This window comes from Nioella ostreopsis (assembly GCF_004000255.1).
Classification (GTDB): Bacteria; Pseudomonadota; Alphaproteobacteria; order Rhodobacterales; family Rhodobacteraceae; genus Nioella; species Nioella ostreopsis.
The window spans coordinates 95,503-114,387 of sequence record NZ_RCIQ01000013.1 but is presented as its reverse complement, the minus strand read 5'-3'; the positions used below and the strand labels follow the sequence as shown (position 1 = coordinate 114,387).

General features: G+C 63.6%; 17 protein-coding genes and 1 tRNA gene. 10 read left to right on the top strand and 8 right to left on the bottom strand.

Annotated elements, in window-relative coordinates; all coding sequences use genetic code 11:
• Positions 1-39 precede the first annotated feature (39 nt).
• The 4 genes from EP237_RS14395 to EP237_RS14380 all read right to left on the bottom strand — a co-directional run bounded on the left by EP237_RS14395 (position 40) and on the right by EP237_RS14380 (position 4,857).
• Entirely contained in the window at positions 40-1,194 is a 1,155-nt protein-coding gene (locus EP237_RS14395; RefSeq protein ID WP_127561603.1) for an RsmB/NOP family class I SAM-dependent RNA methyltransferase, read from the bottom strand.
• A gap of 31 nt (positions 1,195-1,225) precedes the next feature.
• Complete coding sequence (guaB, locus tag EP237_RS14390; protein ID WP_127561602.1) at positions 1,226-2,680, bottom strand: IMP dehydrogenase; 1,455 nt, start codon at positions 2,678-2,680, stop codon at positions 1,226-1,228.
• A gap of 104 nt (positions 2,681-2,784) precedes the next feature.
• Positions 2,785-3,486: an RlmE family RNA methyltransferase gene (locus EP237_RS14385; protein ID WP_127561601.1), complete on the bottom strand. Its 702-nt coding sequence runs from the start codon at positions 3,484-3,486 to the stop codon at positions 2,785-2,787.
• Positions 3,487-3,681: 195 nt separating this feature from the next.
• The gene (locus EP237_RS14380; protein WP_127561600.1) at positions 3,682-4,857 is read right to left on the bottom strand and encodes a Ppx/GppA phosphatase family protein; all 1,176 of its coding nucleotides are present in this window, start codon (positions 4,855-4,857) and stop codon (positions 3,682-3,684) included.
• 269 nt (positions 4,858-5,126) lie between these two features.
• Between EP237_RS14380 and EP237_RS14375 the strand changes: the two genes are divergently transcribed.
• The 9 genes from EP237_RS14375 to EP237_RS14335 all read left to right on the top strand — a co-directional run bounded on the left by EP237_RS14375 (position 5,127) and on the right by EP237_RS14335 (position 12,820).
• Complete coding sequence (locus tag EP237_RS14375; RefSeq protein WP_127561599.1) at positions 5,127-5,438, top strand: virulence factor; 312 nt, start codon at positions 5,127-5,129, stop codon at positions 5,436-5,438.
• A 35-nt stretch (positions 5,439-5,473) separates the two neighbouring features.
• On the top strand, positions 5,474-6,406 hold the full coding sequence (locus tag EP237_RS14370) for a methylenetetrahydrofolate reductase (RefSeq protein WP_127561598.1): 933 nt from the start codon (positions 5,474-5,476) through the stop codon (positions 6,404-6,406).
• A gap of 10 nt (positions 6,407-6,416) precedes the next feature.
• Positions 6,417-7,382 carry a methyltetrahydrofolate cobalamin methyltransferase gene (locus EP237_RS14365; RefSeq protein ID WP_127561597.1) on the top strand — a complete coding sequence of 322 codons (966 nt, stop codon included), beginning with the start codon at positions 6,417-6,419 and terminating at the stop codon, positions 7,380-7,382.
• A 35-nt stretch (positions 7,383-7,417) separates the two neighbouring features.
• Positions 7,418-7,648, top strand: a complete 231-nt coding sequence (locus tag EP237_RS14360) for an N-(5'-phosphoribosyl)anthranilate isomerase (protein ID WP_127561596.1) — start codon at positions 7,418-7,420, stop codon at positions 7,646-7,648.
• Between the two features lie 148 nt (positions 7,649-7,796).
• Positions 7,797-8,504, top strand: a complete 708-nt coding sequence (locus tag EP237_RS14355; RefSeq protein ID WP_127561595.1) for a hypothetical protein — start codon at positions 7,797-7,799, stop codon at positions 8,502-8,504.
• Positions 8,505-8,607: 103 nt separating this feature from the next.
• On the top strand, positions 8,608-10,656 hold the full coding sequence (locus tag EP237_RS14350; RefSeq protein ID WP_127561594.1) for an ASKHA domain-containing protein: 2,049 nt from the start codon (positions 8,608-8,610) through the stop codon (positions 10,654-10,656).
• Positions 10,657-10,698: 42 nt separating this feature from the next.
• Positions 10,699-11,250, top strand: a complete 552-nt coding sequence (locus EP237_RS14345; protein ID WP_127561593.1) for a carboxymuconolactone decarboxylase family protein — start codon at positions 10,699-10,701, stop codon at positions 11,248-11,250.
• A gap of 72 nt (positions 11,251-11,322) precedes the next feature.
• Positions 11,323-12,708, top strand: coding sequence for a T6SS phospholipase effector Tle1-like catalytic domain-containing protein (locus EP237_RS14340; RefSeq protein ID WP_127561592.1), 1,386 nt, complete (start codon positions 11,323-11,325; stop codon positions 12,706-12,708).
• Between the two features lie 38 nt (positions 12,709-12,746).
• Positions 12,747-12,820, top strand: a tRNA-Gly gene (locus EP237_RS14335).
• A gap of 38 nt (positions 12,821-12,858) precedes the next feature.
• Here EP237_RS14335 and pgi read toward each other — a convergent pair.
• From pgi to zwf, 3 genes are read right to left on the bottom strand one after another with little or no spacing between them, the layout of a single operon-like run.
• Entirely contained in the window at positions 12,859-14,472 is a 1,614-nt protein-coding gene (gene pgi, locus EP237_RS14330) for a glucose-6-phosphate isomerase (RefSeq protein ID WP_127561591.1), read from the bottom strand.
• 46 nt (positions 14,473-14,518) lie between these two features.
• On the bottom strand, positions 14,519-15,190 hold the full coding sequence (gene pgl / locus EP237_RS14325) for a 6-phosphogluconolactonase (protein WP_127561590.1): 672 nt from the start codon (positions 15,188-15,190) through the stop codon (positions 14,519-14,521).
• Positions 15,187-16,641 (bottom strand): glucose-6-phosphate dehydrogenase, encoded by a 1,455-nt coding sequence (gene zwf / locus EP237_RS14320; RefSeq protein ID WP_127561589.1) that lies wholly within the window; start codon positions 16,639-16,641, stop codon positions 15,187-15,189. The genes pgl and zwf overlap by 4 nt, the downstream gene beginning before the upstream one ends.
• Positions 16,642-16,847: 206 nt before the next feature.
• Between zwf and EP237_RS14315 the strand changes: the two genes are divergently transcribed.
• Complete coding sequence (locus EP237_RS14315; protein ID WP_127561588.1) at positions 16,848-17,789, top strand: radical SAM protein; 942 nt, start codon at positions 16,848-16,850, stop codon at positions 17,787-17,789.
• A 119-nt stretch (positions 17,790-17,908) separates the two neighbouring features.
• Here EP237_RS14315 and speB read toward each other — a convergent pair whose 3' ends face one another.
• Positions 17,909-18,856, bottom strand: a complete 948-nt coding sequence (gene speB, locus EP237_RS14310) for an agmatinase (RefSeq protein ID WP_127561587.1) — start codon at positions 18,854-18,856, stop codon at positions 17,909-17,911.
• Between the last annotated feature and the right edge of the window lie 29 nt (positions 18,857-18,885).

Genomic DNA, 18,885 nt, shown 5'->3' with positions numbered 1-18,885 from the left:
ACAGAGATGTGTTAATTTCGGATTAAAATCTGCGCGGTTTCAGCCGTTGCCGCTGCGGCGCATCACGGCCAGAAAAAACCCGTCGGAGGCCTCGGGGGGCAGGAACCGGGCAGAGGTCAGCAAATCCCATTCCGGCGCCGACACCACGGAATCCACCACCGCCCCATTCTCGGCATCCAGCAGCGAACAGGTCATGTAGACCAGACGCCCGCCGGGCTGCACAAGTGTCTGTGCCTGCTCGACAATATGGCGCTGGATCTGCCCAAGCTCCGACAGGCGCCCAGGGGTCAGCCGCCACTTGGCCTCCGGGTCCCGCCGCCATGTACCGGACCCCGAACAGGGCACGTCGCACAGTACCAGATCATAAGGCGCATGCACGGATGGCTTCATTGCCTCGGCAAGCGTCACCCCGGCACGGCTTGCACGTGCGGGAATATCCGACATGCGAGCGGCGATGGCATCGTGCACGAACACCGTCGCATCTGACACCGCCGCGATGGCCAGCGCCTTGCCACCGCCCCCGGCGCAATAGTCCAGAATCTTGCCCCTTTGCGGCCAGTCCACCGCCGCGCAAGCCAGCTGAACCGAGAGGTCCTGGATCTCGACCAACCCGTCCAGATAGGCTGAGGATTGCCGTAAGCGACGATCGCCTTCCGTGACTTTTAAAGCCATTTCAGCCTGACAGGTTTCCGTTTTGACTCCGTCTTCTAGAAGGAGTTCCTGAGCTTGGTTAACCGAAGCCTTCCGGGCATTGACCCGCAGGTAAAGCGGCGCGCGTGTCTGCATGGCGCCCACAATATCCGAAGCCCCTGCGCCAAGGCTTTCCCGCAGGGGCTGATGCAACCAGTCAGGAACATCGCGCCAGATATCGGGGGACGCATCCGGGGCCTGCCGTTCAGCGTCACTCAGCGGGACCGGGGCATGCCCCTCGCCGGTGAAAACGGTTGCGGGGTCCACGCCCTGCACCCGCAACAGCCCCAGCATGAGCCCGCGCCCATCCGCGCCGCCGAGCGCCTCGCACGCGCCCTTGCGGCGCAAGACATCATAGACATGGTCGCGAACGGCCGCCCGATCCTTGGACCCGGCATAGCGCGCCCCGCGCGCCCATCCGGTCAGGGCCTTTTCCGCGGGCACTCCGTCCAGCCAGCGATCCAGCACCTCTATCGCGGCGGCAACCCGCGCGGCGGGGGTCACGAAACCACCTTAAGATCAGCACGCAAGATCATCATCCAAAACGATAATTTGGGCTTTCGCGTGTGATCTGAACGTCATGCACATGGCTTTCCTTCAGCCCAGCGCCAGTGATCCGCACGAAGTTGCAGCCCCCCCGCATCTCGTCCACCGTGGCAGATCCGGTATAGCCCATGGCCGCGCGCAGGCCGCCCACCAACTGATGCACGACAGCGCTGGCGGATCCCTTGTAAGGCACCTGCCCCTCGATCCCCTCGGGCACCAGCTTGTCGCTGGCCGCGTCCTTCTGGAAATAGCGATCAGCAGAGCCCCGCGCCATGGCACCGAGCGAGCCCATGCCGCGATAGGATTTGAACGAGCGGCCCTGGTAGAGAATGACCTCACCGGGGCTTTCATCGGTGCCCGCGATCATGCTGCCGACCATGGCGCAATTGGCGCCCGCCGCGATGGCCTTGGCGAAATCGCCGGAATATTTGATTCCACCATCGGCAATGATCGGGGTTCCGGTCTCGGCCGCGGCCTGGGCACAATCCATGATCGCGGTCAGTTGCGGCACGCCGACGCCCGCCACGATCCGCGTGGTACAGATCGAACCCGGACCAATCCCGACCTTCACCGCATCCGCGCCCGCGTCGATCAGGGCCCGCGTGGCCTCGCCTGTTGCCACGTTGCCTGCGATGACCTGCACGGTGTTCGACAGCCGCTTGGCGCGTCTCACCGCCTCGATCACGCCCTCGGAATGGCCATGCGCGGTATCGACCACGACGATGTCGACACCGGAATCCACCAGTGCCTCGGTCCGCTCAAAGCCGGAATCGCCTACCGATGTCGCCGCCGCGACCCTGAGGCGCCCAAGCTCGTCCTTGCAGGCCGTGGGGTTCAGAACCGCCTGTTCGGTGTCCTTCAGCGTCAAAAGCCCGGTCAGCTTGCCCTGCCCGTCATGGACCAGCAGCTTCTCGATCCGCCGCGCCCGCATCAGGCTCTTGGCCTCTTCCAGATCGGCCGGCTCCGCCAGCATGGCAAGATCGTTCGAGGTCATCATCACATGCACCGGCGTATCGTCCGACGACGCAAATCGCATGTCGCGGTTGGTCAGGATGCCCACCACGCGGCCCTCTGCATCGACCACCGGGAAGCCCGTGAAATTATAACGTTCGATCAATGCCTTGGCATCGGCCAGCGTCTGATCCACCCGCAGCGTTACCGGGTTGTAGACGATCCCACTTTCAAAGCGCTTGACCCGCCGCACTTCGCGGGCCTGTTCCTCGACATTCAGGTTCTTGTGGATCACCCCCATGCCGCCCGCCTGTGCCATGGCAATCGCCATGCGGCTCTCGGTCACCGTGTCCATGGCAGAGGACAGAAGCGGGATGTTCATCTTGATGGTTTGCGTCACCCATGTGCGCGTATCGGCAGTGCTCGGCAGGACCGAGGATGCGCCGGGCACAAGCAGGACGTCGTCGAAGGTAAGCGCCTCGCGAATCTCCATAAGGGCCTCCAAGGCTGGGAGTTACGGTTGGCACGTCCCTATCTCATGGGTTTGACAAAAGGGAAAGCCCCAATTCCGGTGGCTGGGACGGATTGGCGCGGGGCCTAGCCCCGAAAGCCGGTGGCCACCACGAATTTCTCGGACGAGTCCGACCGGCTCGCCCCCGGTTTCACATTGGCAACCTTGGTGAATTTCTGCTTCAGCATCTGCTGCAAATCGCCTTCCGCGCCTCCGGCCAGCACCTTGGCCACGAAGGTGCCACCCTCTTCCAGAACGTCGAAGGCGAAATAGGCCGCCGCTTCGCAGAGAGCGATGATCCTCAGATGGTCGGTCTGCTTGTGCCCCGAGGCTGACGCCGCCATATCGCTCATCACCACATCGGCCTTGCCGCCAAGCCAGGTCTTCACCTTCTCGTCCGCATCATCCTCCATGAAATCGAGCTGGTGGATCTCGCAGCCCGCGATCGGCTCCACCTCCTGCAGGTCTATGCCCAGAATGGTGCCCACCTTCTTGCCGGATTTCTCGCCAAGCGCATTGACGCGCTGCACCGCCACCTGGCACCAGCCGCCCGGCGCACAGCCCAGGTCCACCACGCGCGCGCCGGGCACGAGGAAGCGAAACTTGTCATCGAGTTCCAGGATCTTGAAGGCCGCGCGACCACGATAGCCCTCGCGCTTGGCGCGCTGCACATATGGGTCGTTCAGCTGACGCTCCAGCCACAGCGTCGAGGACAGCTTCCGCCCCCGCGCCGTCTTGACCTTGACCCTCAGATCGCGTTGCCCGCGCCCGCTTATGTTCTTTGCCATTGTCGTCGCCTTTCCAACGCCTCCCCATACAGGGCCGTCACGCCCGAAGAAAGCCCTCGCCCCTTTCATCTTGGCAAAAATACCTCGGGGGTTTGGGGGTGGAACCCCCAAGCGGGCCGACGATCCCTCCCGCAAGGGAGGGTGAGGAGGCTCGCCCCCGGGTCGACGCCGTCAGGCGGCGAAACCGCCCAGGTCTCAGAACGGCCCGTCCTCCAGCACGCCATCGGACGACATCTGCGCATAGAGCAGCCCTTCACGCAGTCCCCGGTCCGCCACACTCAGCCGGTCGGTGGGCCAGGCGCGCAGAAGCGCCTGAAGTATGGCCGACCCCGACATGATCAGCGAATGCCGGTCGCGCCCGATCCGCGGGTCGCGGCGGCGGCCGGTCGGGCCGAGCGACAGGTAGTCCTGGATGACCGAGTCGATCTGGTCCGAGGTCATGCGCAACCCGTCCACCTTGTTGCGGTCATAGCGCCTGAGGCCCAGATGCGAGGCCGCAACCGTGGTCACCGTGCCGCTGGTCCCGATGATCTGGAATCCCTCGCGCGCCTGATCGGCGGCATCCACGTAGGGCGAGAACTCCGCCAGCTGTTCTTCGAAATACCAGCTCATCAGCGCGAACCGCGCGCCATCGTCGGTCACGTCGCGGTAGAGATCCTTCAGCGTTGCCACCCCAAGCGGGATCGAGATCCAGTCCACGACCTTCGCTTTGGGAAAGATCGTCTCGGTGTGGTCGAAGCCCTGATGCAGCCGCATGATGGCGCGGGGCCGTTCGACACGTGGCACCCGGCTGAGGTCGATCCAGACCAGTTCGGTAGACCCGCCGCCGATATCGACAACCAGCAACTGTTCCGTCCGGGTAGACACCAGCGGCGCACAGGCCACCACCGCCAGCCGCGCCTCTTCCTCTGGCTGGATGATCTCCAGATCCAGCCCCGTTTCACGCTGCACGACCGAAATGAATTCGCCCGCATTGGTCGCCCTGCGGCAGGCCTCGGTCGCCACCAGGCGCATCCGCTTCACATCGTGGCGCTGAAGCTTCTTCTTGCAGATTTTCAGCGCCGCGACCGTGCGGGCCATGGATTGCCGCGACAGGCGTCCGGACGCCTCCAGCCCCAGCCCCAGCTGGACGGATTTGGAAAAACTGTCGACCACATGCAGCTGGTTGCCCTTGGGCTGCGCGATCAGCATCCGGCAGGAATTGGTTCCCAGATCGAGTGCCGCATAGAGATCGGCAGGATCGGGGCGCAGCGGCTGTGGTGAGGCGACGGGGGGCGGTGGAACCGGGGCAATGCGCGCAGGCGCAGACTCCTGCCCGGCAATGGCATCGTGTTGTTTCGGCTTGCCCCGGCGGGGGCGGCGGCGGCCCATGACCCCTCTCCTTCGCATCGCTTCCCCTCACGCTACCGCGTCGACTGCAATCGCACAATGGGTCTGCGCTGCTCTGCGCACTGGCTCATCATCTTCATGAGAATTTAGGGTCTCTCCCGCTCTGGCCGATCAGGCTCATGCCGCCTATTGATCGGACAGCGCGTCGCAGGGGCGCGATACGAGGTCGAAAACAAGACGGGCGAATGACCGACCAAGCCCTAGATTGCTGCAAAACACCGCGCAGCCCTATCAGGAAGGAATCACGCCTCATGCCAGCTGTCACCATCGTCTACTGGCGCGACATGCCCGCCCAGGTCATTGTCGGAAAAGGTCGTCGGGGTGCCAAGGCACCGTTGCCGGAACGGTTCGAACAGGCCATCGACCGGGCCGCAATGAAGGTGGGCGCCAAGGATGATGACGCCTACATGTCCGGCTTTCGCAAGGCAGAGCCCTTCGAGGTCGAAGGAGACCCGCAGGAGGTCGCAAATGCTCAAGCCGCAGCCATCGATGCCGAATACGACGCCGACAAGCTCAAGCAGCTGATCGCCAATGACGGCTATGCCGCAGCCCCTGCCGAATGACCAACGCCCCACCATCCTCGTTCTTGGAGAAACTGATGGCCCTGCTCAAATTCCGCTCCTCCGCCGCTCCGGCGGCCCCCGCAGGCAATCCCGCCGCGCTTGAGGCCTTCCTGCAGGGCTACTCCATCGAGGTGATGCCGCGCACCGCCGAAAAGGTGGAAAACTTCCGCGACCTGCTGCCGACAGGCACCCGCGTCTATATCGCCCATATCGAGGGCACGCCGATCGAGGACATGGTGGCCACCGCCAAGCGGCTCAAGGCCGAAGGCTATGACGCGATGCCCCATTTCCCGGCCCGCATCATCAAGGATGCCGCGACGCTGGAAAACTGGATCGCCATGTATCAGGGCGAGGCGGACGTGAAACAGGCGCTGCTGCTCGCTGGTGGTGTGGAAAAGCCCCATGGCGACTTCCACAGCTCGATGCAGCTGATGGAAACCGGGCTCTTCGACAAGGCGGGCTTTCAGCGGCTGCACGTTGCCGGTCACCCCGAGGGCAACCGCGACATCGACCCCAAGGGCGGCGACGCAGTGGTGATGGAGGCGCTGCGCTGGAAACAGGCCTTCTCGGATCGCACCGATGCGCAGATGGCGCTGGCCACGCAATTCGCGTTTGAAGCCGGTCCCGTCATCGAATGGGCGAACCGCCTGTCCGCTGAAGGCATCAAGCTGCCGATCCATATCGGCATCGCCGGCCCCGCGAAACTGCAGACCCTGATCAAGTTCGCCATCGCCTGCGGCGTCGGCCCGTCGTTGAAGGTGCTGCAGAAGCGTGCCAAGGACGTCACCAAGCTGCTGATGCCCTTCGAGCCGCATGAGATCCTGAACGAACTGGCCGCCCACAAGGCCGCCAACCCCGACTTCAATATCGAGAAGGTCCACTTCTTCCCGCTCGGAGGCATCAAGACCAATGCCCAGTGGGCCATCGCCAATGGCGGTGCTTCCGGCACCCCCGCAAACCAGAACTGAGAAAGAGCCAATGACCCGTACCGTCCTCGAATCCAAATCCAAGACCGTCGTCATCGGCTTTGACGAACCGTTCTGCGTGATCGGCGAACGCATCAACCCCACCGGCCGCAAGAAACTGGCCGCGGAACTGGAAGCGGGCGATTTCTCGACCGTGGAAAAGGACGCGCTGGAGCAGGTCGCCTGCGGGGCCATGGTGCTCGACGTGAACGCAGGCGTTGTCTACAACTCCAACCCCAACCCCAACGAGACCGAGCCGCCGCTGATGCGCCGGATGATCGAACTGGTGCAAGGGCTGGTGGACGTGCCTCTCTGCATCGACAGCTCGGTGCCCGGCGCGCTGGAGGCGGGCCTTGCCGCGGCCGAGGGCCGTCCGCTGCTGAACTCCGTCACCGGCGAGGAAGACCGGCTGGAACTGGTTCTGCCGCTGGTCAAGAAATACAACGTGCCGGTTGTTGCGATCTCGAACGACGATACAGGCATTTCGGAAGACCCCGAAGTACGCTTCGCCGTGGCCAAGAAGATCGTTGAACGCGCCGCCGACTTCGGCATTCCGGCCCATGACATCGTGGTCGACCCGCTGGTGATGCCCGTGGGCGCCATGGCCACCGCCGGCCAGCAGGTCTTTGCCCTGGTGCGCAAGCTGCGCGAGGAATTGGGTGTGAACACCACCTGCGGCGCGTCGAATATCAGCTTCGGCCTGCCCAACCGCCATGGCATCAACGCAGCCTTCCTGCCGATGGCCATCGGCGCGGGCATGACCTCGGCGATCATGAACCCGGTGCGCCCGGTCGAGATGGAGGCGATCAACGCCGCCAACTTCCTGATGAACCACGACCCCAATGGCGGCAAGTGGATCAATTTCGCGAAGGTCCTGGACGCCACCAAGGAAGGCACCCCCTTCCCCGAGGCCGCGGCAGCCGCGATGGCAGCCGGTGGAGGCCGCGGTGGCCGCCGTGGCGGACGTCGCCGCGCTTAATCGCCTGTTAACCTGAATCGGGCGAAGGTGGCTGCATGAGCTATCTTCGCCCCCTTCATCGCAACGACATCTGGCTTCACCAGATCTTTTCCGCCAAAGCCGCGACACAAGGTGGCGTGATACGCCGGAACAAGCTGGATGTGGACAGGAAGGTCGGCCGATCCAGGCTTGAACTTGAAGTGCGGCGGCGTGGTTTCCACCTTGTTGAAGCAGGCGAGCAATTTCTGATCATCTGTGACCGTGGTGACATTCGGATCGTCTGCTGAGAAAAATCTTCCAGAAGATTTTTCCAATAGCCCCGAAGAATTTTCTGGAAAATTCTTCGTTGGATGCTGAAGATTTTTCCAGAAAAATCTTCTTTCCCGGCACAAAACACCCTACCTACGGGGCCCGAGCACTTCATCAGGCCGCAGAATGACTTCACCTCCAGAGATCGGTGCCGCACCGCCAAGCTGGCGCGAGTCGCTCCCGCGCCTTGCGGTCAAACTGGTCGTACTGATCGGCATTGTGGTCTTGTCGCACTATGTCATCGACTATGCGCTGACCTGGGCCGAGGGCCTGCCGGCGCGATCCGAAGCACGTGCCGAGCGCCTGATTCTTCTTGCGATATTCATCACCTATGCCCTGTTGATCGCCCTGCCCTTTGTGCCTGGCATCGAAATAGCCATTGCGCTTCTGGTCCTGCGCGGCCCTGAATTCGCTCTGCCCATTTATCTCGCCACATTGGGCGGCCTGTCGCTGGCCTTTCTCGCCGGACGGCTTGTGCCGATCCGCTCGCTCAGGCGGCTCTTTCTCGATCTGCATCTGCTCAGGGCGGCTACCCTTGTGGACAGGCTGGCCCCCCTCGGCCCCGCGCAGCGGGTGCGAGAGTTGCAACGCTCACTGCCCCGCAAACATGCGCGCTTTGCCCTGCGCTACCGCTATGTTGGCCTTGCCATGCTGATCAACATGCCGGGGTCCGGGCTCATTGGCGGGGGCGGAGGAATATGCCTCATGGCCGGAATGAGTGGCGTCTTCACGCCCCGCATCACCCTTCCCACGATATCCTTGGCCATCCTGCCATTTCCCCTGTTCATGTGGTTCGCGGGAAACAGCGGGTTGATGCCTTGGCTGCCTGCCTGAGACGAATTCCCCCATCATGCCGCAAGCCGGCAGGAAATTGACGTTTCGCTCCTTTCTCTTGTCCGCCAACGCGTTAAAACAACCGCAAAGGAAAGGCGCGCGCATGTCTGATACTCCTCTCGTGATCTTCACCCCCTCTGGCAAACGGGGCCGGTTCCCCGTTGGCACCCCCATTCTGACCGCAGCCCGCAAACTGGGTGTGGACCTTGATTCCGTCTGTGGTGGGCGGGGGATCTGCTCCAAATGCCAGGTCTCACCGTCCTATGGCGATTTTCCCAAGCACGGGGTCACCGTCAGCGAAGGCGCCCTGTCGGAATGGAACGCGGTCGAGGCCCGCTATGACCGCGTCCGGGGTCTCAAGAAAGGGCGTCGCCTCGGCTGTCAGGCCACGGTGCAGGGCGATATCGTCATTGATGTGCCCGCCGAAAGCCAGGTTCACAGGCAGGTGGTGCGCAAGGCGGCCTCTGATCGGGCCATCGTCATGGACCCCGCCACGCGTCTGGTCTTTGTCGAGGTGGAAGAGCCTGACATGCACGAGCCCTCGGGCGATTTCGAACGGCTGTGCAAGGCGCTGAAAGACCAGTGGCAGATCGAGAATGTCCGTGCGGGCCTTCCCCTCATGCGCAAGCTGCAACCGGTGCTGCGCAAGGGCAAGTGGCAGGTCACCGTGGCGCTGCATCAGGCGCAGGGGGCGGACGGGTTTCGCATCCTCGACATCTGGCCGGGCCTGCATGAGGGCGGCATCTACGGGCTTGCCATCGACCTTGGCTCCACCACCATCGCGGCGCATTTGTGCGACCTCAGCGACGGGCGGGTGCTTGCCTCCTCCGGTCTGATGAACCCTCAAATCCGCTTCGGCGAGGACCTGATGAGCCGGGTCAGCTATGCGATGATGAACCCCGGCGGCGACGTCGAAATGACCAATGCGGTGCGCGAGGCGATCAACACGCTGGCCGGGGAAATCGCCGCCGAGGGCGGGATCGAGCCCACGCTCATCATGGAAACTGTCTTCGTCTGCAACCCGGTGATGCACCACCTGCTGCTGGGTATCGACCCGGTGGAACTGGGCCAGGCACCCTTTGCGCTGGCGACCTCCTCGTCGCTGACCCTGCCCGCCCGCGATCTGGACCTCACCGCGCTCAACACCGAGGCGCAGGTCTACGTCCTGCCCTGCATCGCAGGACACGTGGGGGCCGATGCGGCTGCCGTTGCGCTGTCGGAGGAACCCAACAAATCGGAAGATCTGATACTGGTCGTCGATGTGGGCACCAACGCCGAGATCCTTCTGGGCAACAAGCACAAGGTTCTGGCCTGTTCCTCGCCCACCGGGCCCGCCTTCGAGGGCGCGCAGATCAGTTCCGGCCAGCGGGCTGCCCCCGGCGCGATCGAACGGCTGGAGATCGACCCCGTCACCAAGGAACCGCGCTTCCGCATCATCGGCTGCGATCTGTGGTCCGACGATCCCGGTTTCGCCGAGGCGAGCGCGGCGACTGGCGTGACCGGCATCTGCGGCTCCGGCATTATCGAGGCGGTGGCCGAGATGCGCCTTGCGGGCATACTCGACGCCTCGGGCCTGATCGGTTCGGCCGAGCAGGTGGGAACGCCGCGGTGCGAGGCAGAGGGGCGGACCCATGTCTATCTGATCCACGATGGCAGCGCCGAGGGCGGGCCGCGCATCACCGTCACGCAAGGCGATATCCGCGCGATCCAGCTGGCGAAATCGGCGCTTTATGCCGGGGCCAAGCTGCTGATGGATGAAATGGGCGTAGAGACCGTCGACCGGGTCACGCTGGCAGGGGCCTTCGGGGCCCATATCAGCCCGAAACACGCGATGGTTCTGGGCATGATCCCGGATGCGCCGCTCGACAAGGTGACCAGCGCAGGCAACGCGGCGGGTCACGGGGCGCGGATTGCGCTCTGTTCACGCGAGGCGCGGGGGCGGATCGAAACCGTCGTGCGGCAGATCCACAAGATCGAAACCGCGGTGGAGCCAAAGTTCCAGGAGCATTTCGTCAACGCCTCGGCCATTCCAAACGCCGTGGAGCCCTTCCCCATCCTCAACAGCGTCGTGGATCTGCCCAAGGTGCATTTCGGCGCTGCCGGACCCGATGGCGGTGAAGGCGGTGGCCGCCGCAGGCGACGCCGGGGCTGATCCTTGTTAGCGTGGGCGGGTAGCCTGAACCGGAGCCCGCCCATGCCGCTATTCCCCAGCCTTCCCAGCCCTGCCCGCCTGTCGGACCTGCTGACCCGTCACCCGGCCCATGCGGGGCCGCTGCTTTTGCATGTGGATGGCGTCATGAAGGCAGGCGCACCCCTTTCACAAGCGGAATGCGAGCTGATCGCGGCCTATGTCTCGGGCCTCAATGCCTGCGCCTTCTGCCATGGATCGCACCAGATCTATGCGGAGGCGCTTGGCATCGAACCGGGCCTCATTAACGCGCTGCTGGACGACCCTGACACCGCGCCAGTTGACCCGAAACTGCGCCCGCTGCTGGCCTATGTGGCCAAGCTGAACACCCTGCCGAGCCGCCTGACGCCCGCCGATGTCGCGGCTGTGACAAATGCGGGCTGGTCCGAAGACGCGCTCTACCACGCGGTACAGGTCTGCGCCCTGTTCAATCTTTTTAATCGGCTGGTGGAAGGTGCCGGGGTGGATTTCGCCTATGCGCCGGAAGACCCGCTGACTGACGCGGATAAAAGCGCCGACTACAAGGGCTTTGCCGAACGGCCTGGGGTGCTGGACTAGGGTTATCCCGACTTGCGTTGCAGCGCGGGTCCGTCACACTGAACGCATGTTCAAGTCACGAGGCCCGACGTCATGAAAGCCCGCAAGATTGTCATCTGCTTTGACGGAACCGGCAACGAAGTCGGTGATTTCCAAACGAATATCATCAAGCTTTACAACGCATTGCGGTGCGACGATGACCAGATCACCCATTACGTTCCGGGTGTCGGCACCTTCGACGAACCCCGGCTTTTTGACTGGAAATGGCGGCAGAAGGCGCGGTCTGTCGCCGGGCTCGCCTTCGGTCTGGGGCTGGAGGATGACGTGCTCGACGCCTATCGCTTCCTCTGCCGGACCTATAAAAGCACCGCACAGAAGAACAGGGACTGGAGCTATGAGCAGGGCCTGAAAAAGCAGCTTGGGGTACCCGGTAAGGCAACCCGCCCCGAGGCGCAGAAGGACCATATCTACATCTTCGGCTTTTCCCGTGGCGCTTATGCCGCGCGGATTCTGGCGGGGTTTATCCATAATTTCGGCCTGATCGAGCCCGACAAGCTGCATCTGGTGACCGGTGCCTTCCGCGCCTATCGCGCCGTGTCGGACCATGAGCGCGACCTGCCCCATTCCGTCACCTTCCGCCAGCTGCGCCGCTATGAAGACACGCTGAAACCCGATCAAAGCGTGCCCATTCGGGCGCTGTGCCTCTTCGACACAGTCAGCTCCATGGTCGGCTTCGAACGGCCCCTGCACTCGCTGGTGACGAATTACAGCCCCATGGAACTCAGGGTCCATGCCAATGTCCTGTCCAACCCCTCCGTCCGCATCGTGTTGCATGCGCTGGCGGTGGATGAACGCCGCTCGATGTTCCGCCCGCTGCTTTGGGAGCAGCGGGAGCCCTATTTCGGCAACCGCTTCCGCCACGACAGCATGAAGCGCCAGCAATATGTGCGCCAGCGCTGGTTTCCGGGATATCACTCCGACATCGGCGGCAGCCCAAGGGAACGGGAGTCCGGCATCGGCAAGCTGACACTTCTGTGGATGCTGGATGAACTGGAACGTCAGGAGATCGCCGCCGACCGCGAAGACCGCACAAAGGCGCCCCCCGATCCCGACCGCAGCCTGCCCCTGCCACCGCCGGGGCTGAAGCTGAACCCCAAGCGGCGCAAGGTCCATTTTGAAGGGGCAAATCCCAAGGCCAGCGCGCTCGACGGCACCCCGTATGCGCGCCCCGATGCCATGGCCGAGATCCATGACAGCATGTCCGTCTGGTGGTATCCGCTTGAAATCCTGCCCAAATCCATCAAGCGCCGCCGCTGGCCGGGGCGTCTGCCGGTGTTCTGGAAATGGTATCTGCCACTGGAAGAACCGCGCTTCATCCCCGAAGACCACGAGATCGACGGCAGCGTCACCGAGCGCATGGCGCGTTGGCCCTTCTACCGGCCGCAAAATCTGCGGGGGAAATGGCCCGACGGGCCTTGACTGTCCCCCGGCCCCGGATTACCTCCAGCCTCCAGAGCGCGGGTATGGTGAAATGGTATCATGCGAGCTTCCCAAGCTTAAGGTGCGGGTTCGATTCCCGCTACCCGCTCCAAAAAAGCGCCCCACAGTCGGGGCGCTTTTTTGTTGGGATCAGCTCAGACCGTGCGCCTGTGCATAGGCCACCAGCCCGAGGGTTGAGCCATCCTTGCCCGCGCCATCCGACGCGCCCGTCAGAACCGGTTCCAGGGCCTTGGCGAGTTCCTTGCCCAGTTCCACGCCCCATTGGTCGTAGCTGTTGATGCCGAGGATCACACCCTCAACAAACACGCGGTGTTCATAGAGCGCGATGATCTGGCCCAGAACGAAGGGCGTCAGTTTCGGATAGATCAGCGTCGTCGAGGGCCGGTTGCCGGGGAAAACCCGGTGGCGCGCCTGGCGGTCGAGCTCCGCCCCCGTCAGGCCCTTGGCGGCCATGATCGCGGTCGCTTCCTCCAGTGACCTGCCCCGCATCAGCGCCTCGGATTGCGCCAGGCAGTTGGCGACCAGCAGCCGGTGGTGATGGGCCAGATCGGGCTCATGCCCCTCGGAGGCCACGATAAATTCGCACGGCACCGCGCGGGTGCCCTGATGGATCAGCTGGTAGAACGCATGCTGACCGTTGGTGCCGGGCTCCCCCCAGACCACGGGGCCGGAATTCATCTCCAGATCCGCGCCATCCATCGAGACGCGCTTGCCGTTGCTCTCCATTTCCAGCTGTTGCAGATAGGCGGGCAGACGCAATAGCCGCTGGTCATAGGGCAGCACGGCGCGGGTGGCGTGGCCCTGCACCTGGTTGTGCCAGATCCCCACGAGCGCCAGCAGCACCGGCAGGTTGTCGGCCAGATCGGCCTGCCGGAAATGGCTGTCCATCGCGTGGCCACCGGCAAGGAACTGCCCGAAATCCTCCGGCCCCACGGCCAGCATCATGCCAAGGCCGATGGGCCCCCACATGGAATAGCGCCCGCCAACCCAGTCCTCGAAGCCGAAGACCCGGTCAGGCGCAATGCCGAAATCGGCGGTCAGATCTGCCGCCGTGGAGAGCGCCACAAACTGGTCGGCCGGAGTATTCACCGCCCCCGCCATCCAGTCCCGCGCGGTTTCGGCGTTGGTCATGGTCTCGATGGTGGTGAAGGTTTTCGACGCTACAATGACCAGCGTCCGCGTGGGATCGAGCCCTTTCAGCGTGTCGTGGATATGCGCGCCATCGACGTTCGACACGTAGTGCAGACGCGGCCCGTCGTGATAGGGCGCCAGCGCCAGCGTACCCATGACCGGGCCGAGGTCCGAGCCGCCGATGCCGATATTCACAACATCCGTGTAGGCCCCGCCCTGCCCGGCAATCTCTGACGAGCGCACGGCGGTGGCAAACGCCTCCATCCGCGCGCGGGTCTCCAACACGCCGGGAATGACGTTTTGCCCATCCACCTCGACCACGCCGCCCGGTGCGCGGAGCGCGGTGTGCAGCACGGCCCGGCCTTCGGTTTCATTGATCTTCTCACCGGTGAACATCGCCTCGCGCCGGTCCTCGACCTTGGCCTGCCGGGCCAGTTCGATCAGCAGCGACAGAGCGCCCGCGTCGATCGTGGTCTTGGAGAAGTCGAAAAGCATCCCGTCCGCCGCACGGCTGTAGCTTTCAAACCGCTCAGGATCGGCGGCGAAAAGGTCTGCGATGCTGCGGCCCGACTTGGCTGCGTGATGTGCTTTCAGATCGTCCCAGATCGACATGGGCGATTCCCTTCTTGACAATATATCAATGGGTTACAAGGCGTTGTTAAGGCGCCCAATGCACGGTCGCACCGTTCAGAACAGCGCGCACCGGGGCCTCCTCCACCGACAGATGTTGCGCCTTTTCCAGCGCGGCGCGTTTTTCGTCGCCAGTGATCACGATATGAGTCGACATCGCCGCCGCCAACACCCGTGCCGAAAGCGTCACCCGCGCCTCCGGCGCGCCACCGCCGCGCATGGGAACCAGCACAGGCGCATGATCGTCCAGCGCATCGGCCAACCGGTCGGCACCGGGAAAGAGAGACGCGGTGTGCATATCCGTGCCCATTCCAAGCAGCAGGAGCGTGATCGGCAGGTGAGGCTCCAACCCCTTCGCCAGTTCCTCCACATAATCCTCGGGCGTATGGGCCGCAGCATAGAGCGGCACGAAATGTGCCCGCCGCGCCTTGGAGATCAGAAGCCGTTCCATGATCAGCCGGGTGTTGGAACGCGGGTTGTCCGAAGGCACCCACCGTTCATCGGACAGGAACACGGTCACCCGGTCCCAATCCAGTGCCTGTTCGCTCAGAACATCAAAGACCGGACCCGGCGTGCTGCCGCCCGGAACGCAGAAGCTGACAGCCTTGTCGCGGCGCAGATGGTCGGCCAGTTCGCTGGCCAGCGTATCGGCCAAGTCCAGCATCATCATGTCGCTGTCGGGGTACTCAACCAGGTTCATGCGGAAATCTCCCTCCATCTGCGGCCATCGCGGTAGAGCAGGATAAGCGCATCCTCCGGCCCTGCCGACCCGGCGTCGTAGGGCAAGGGTACATCTTCACGGCCCGACCATCCAGCAATGATCGGATCCGTCCAGGCCCAGGCGGCCTCGACCTCGTCGCCACGCATGAACAGGGTCTGATTGCCCCGGATCACATCCATGATCAGCCGTTCATAAGCGTCGGGCACATCGGCGGCTTCCGGCCCAAGCGCCTCGGCGAAGGTCATGTCCATGGGCACCTCGACCAGGCGCATGCCGCCCGGCCCCGGTTCCTTGATGGTCATGCGCAGGTCGATGCCTTCATCCGGTTGCAGGCGGATGGTCAGGATATTGCTGCGCGGATCGGCGGCCTCGGTGAAGATGTTGTGGGGCGGTTCCTTGAAATGCACCACGATCTCGGACATGCGCGCGGTCATGCGCTTGCCGGTGCGCAGATAGAAGGGCGTGCCGTTCCAGCGCCAGTTGGAGATATGGACCTTCATGGCGACGAAGCTTTCGGTCAGGCTGACGCTGTTTTCCGCGTCGTCGCGATAGCTGGCCCCGTCCTTGCCTGCCTTGTACTGGCCGCGCACGATGTCATCGGGTTTGACCGGATCAAGCGCCCGGATCACCTTGAGTTTCTCATCCCGCACCGCATTGGGTTCGAAATGCGCGGGCGGTTCCATCGCGGTCAGACACAGAAGCTGCATCAGGTGGTTCTGCACCATGTCGCGCATCGCGCCCGATTTGTCATAGTAGGATCCACGCCCGCCGACGCCTACGGTTTCGGCCACGGTGATCTGCACATGGTCCACATATTGCGCGTTCCACAGCGGCTCGAAGAGCATATTGGCAAAGCGCACCGCCATCAGGTTCTGGACGGTTTCCTTACCCAGATAATGGTCGATCCGGTAAATCTGCGCCTCGTTGAAATGGGCGGCGAGCGTGGCATTGAGCGCCTTCGCCGTGTCCAGATCGCGGCCAAAGGGCTTTTCCACCACGATCCGCGCGTCGTCGCGGGCAATACCGTTGTCTTTCAGCCGCTCGGCAATGGGGCCAAACAGGCTGGGAGCGACAGAAAAATAGAACGCCTGAACCACATCGGGACGCATCTGGTCCCGCAGGTCCGACCAGCCACCGGTGCCCATGGCGTCAATCGGCACATAGGTCAGGCACTGCAGAAAGGCCTCGATGGTTTCGGGTACCCGCTTGCGGTCCGAAACGAATTCCTCGATCGCCTCGCGCACGAAGGCGCGCCAGGCGTCACTGTCCTGCTCGGTCCGGGCGGCCCCAATGATGCGCGCGCCTGCTGGCATCTGTTCTGCCCAGAAGCGACGGTAGAGCCCCGGCAGGATCTTGCGCCGGGCCAGATCGCCCGTGCCGCCAAAGATCACCAGATCGAATTCCTCCACCGGAATGACGCGCGCAACCATGGAAACCATCCTTCAGGCTTGGGGCGGCAGCCGGGCCGCCCCGGAAAATGTTAGCGCTATCAGGCGCTGTCATGCAGGCTCTACACCGATATTTCTTTCACGTCCAGCCTTTCACGGAAAGATCACAATGGTGTTGATATACGCCCGAGTGGTTTTCTTTTTCCCCCGAACGTCTTAGCCCTTGGACCAAGACAAGGGCCGAGATCATGAAAGACACGTTACATCCGCAGAAATTCCAGGACCCGGCCACGACCGCCAATGGCGAAACGCGCGCGACGGTTGCGCTCAGCAACCCGCAGACGCTGTGGTTCAACACCGGGACGCTGTGCAATATCGAATGCGCGAATTGCTACATCCTGTCGAGCCCGACCAATGATGCGCTGGTCTATATCAGCCGGGCCGAAGTCGAGGCGTATCTCGATCAGTCGGAGGCCCGGAACTGGGGCGTGCGCGAGATCGGGTTCACGGGGGGCGAGCCCTTCATGAACCCCGAGATGATCGGCTTGGCCGAGGCGGCGTTGATGCGCGGCTACGAGGTGCTGATCCTGACGAATGCCATGTTGCCGATGATGCGGCCCCGGATGCGCGAGGGGCTGGCGCGGCTGAATGCAGCCTATCCCGGCAAGCTGACCTTGCGCGTGTCGCTCGACCACTGGTCGAAGGCGCTGCACGATGAGGAACGGGGCGCGGGCAGCTTTGACAAGACGCTGAAAGGCATGGACTGGCTGCGCGATCAGGGCATTGCCATGGCCGTCGCTGCGCGCACGGTCTGGGGGGAACGCGAGGACAGCGCGCGGGCGCAGTTCGCCGCGCTTTTTGCAGATCGCTCCTATGCGATTGAGGCAAACGACCCCGGCGCGCTGGTGCTGTTTCCCGAAATGGACGAGCGCGTCGATGTGCCCGAGATCACAACCGGATGCTGGGACATCCTCGGCAAATCGCCTGACAGCGTCATGTGTGCGTCGTCAAGGATGGTGGTCAAACGCAAGGGCGCTGCGCGGCCCGTGGTGCTGGCCTGCACGCTGCTGGCCTATGACGAGGCGTTCGAAATGGGCGAGACGTTGGAGGAGGCGGAACGAGAGGTGGCCCTGAACCACCCCCATTGCGCGAAGTTCTGTGTGTTGGGCGGCGCGAGCTGTTCTGCCTGAGGGATTTCGCCGCCTTACGGCGTCGACCCGCGGGGGGCTCTGCCCCCCGCACCCCCCGAGGTATTTTTGCCAAGATGAAAGCACAAGCGCAGAGCCGGGCCGATGCGCGGGACTGTTTCTCAGACCATCACGCAAAGCAGTTCGAACATGATCGACGCGGCCAGATAGGCGGTGTTGCCGGACTGATCGAAGGGCGGTGAGACCTCCACCAGATCGGCGCCGACGATATGGACGCCCTGCAATTCCCGCACCACCTGCAACGCCTGATAGCTGTTGGGGCCACCCACCTCTGGCGTGCCGGTGCCGGGCGCGAAGGCGGGATCGACGAAGTCGATATCGTAGCTGACATAGGTGTCGCCCGTGCCCGCGATCTCGCGCGCTTCAGCCATCACGTCCTCCACGCCGCGCGCGTGGAATTCCCCGATCGGGATCACGCGGATGCCCACGCTGTCGGCGAAATCGCGGTCCTCGCTGTCGTATGCCGTGCCGCGAATGCCGATCTGCACCACCCGCTTGGGGTCGAGCAGCCCCTCCTCCACCGCCCGGCGGAAGGGGGTGCCATGGGTGTACATGCGCCCGTCGAAATAGCTGTGGAAGAGGTCGGTGTGGCTGTCGAAATGGATCATGCCAAGGGGGCCATCCTTGGCCATGGCGCGCAGGACCGGTAATGTGGTCAGGTGGTCGCCCCCTGCGGTCAGGGGTTTGATTCCATGGGCTTTCACCTTGTCATAGAAGGCTGTGATGCGAGTCAGGCTGTCCATCAGGTCGGCGGGGTTGGGGCCGACATCGCCGAGGTCGGCGCAGTTCCTTGCCTCGAACGGGCGGATACCGGTGGCATCATTCTGGGCGCGGATCATGGTGGACATGTCGCGCAGCTGACGGGGGCCGTGACGGGGGCCTGGGCGGTTGGTGGTGCCGGCGTCCCAGGGCACGCCAATGAGCCCGATTTCCACCTCGCCGATGCGGGCATGATCGAGCCCCACATGCGGCAGGCGCATGAAGCTGGGGATGCCGGCGAAACGCGGCAGGTCGAAGCCCGAGATGGGGGTGAAGAACGGATCGGCCATGGATGACTCCCTTGTCTGTTTGGCGCGAG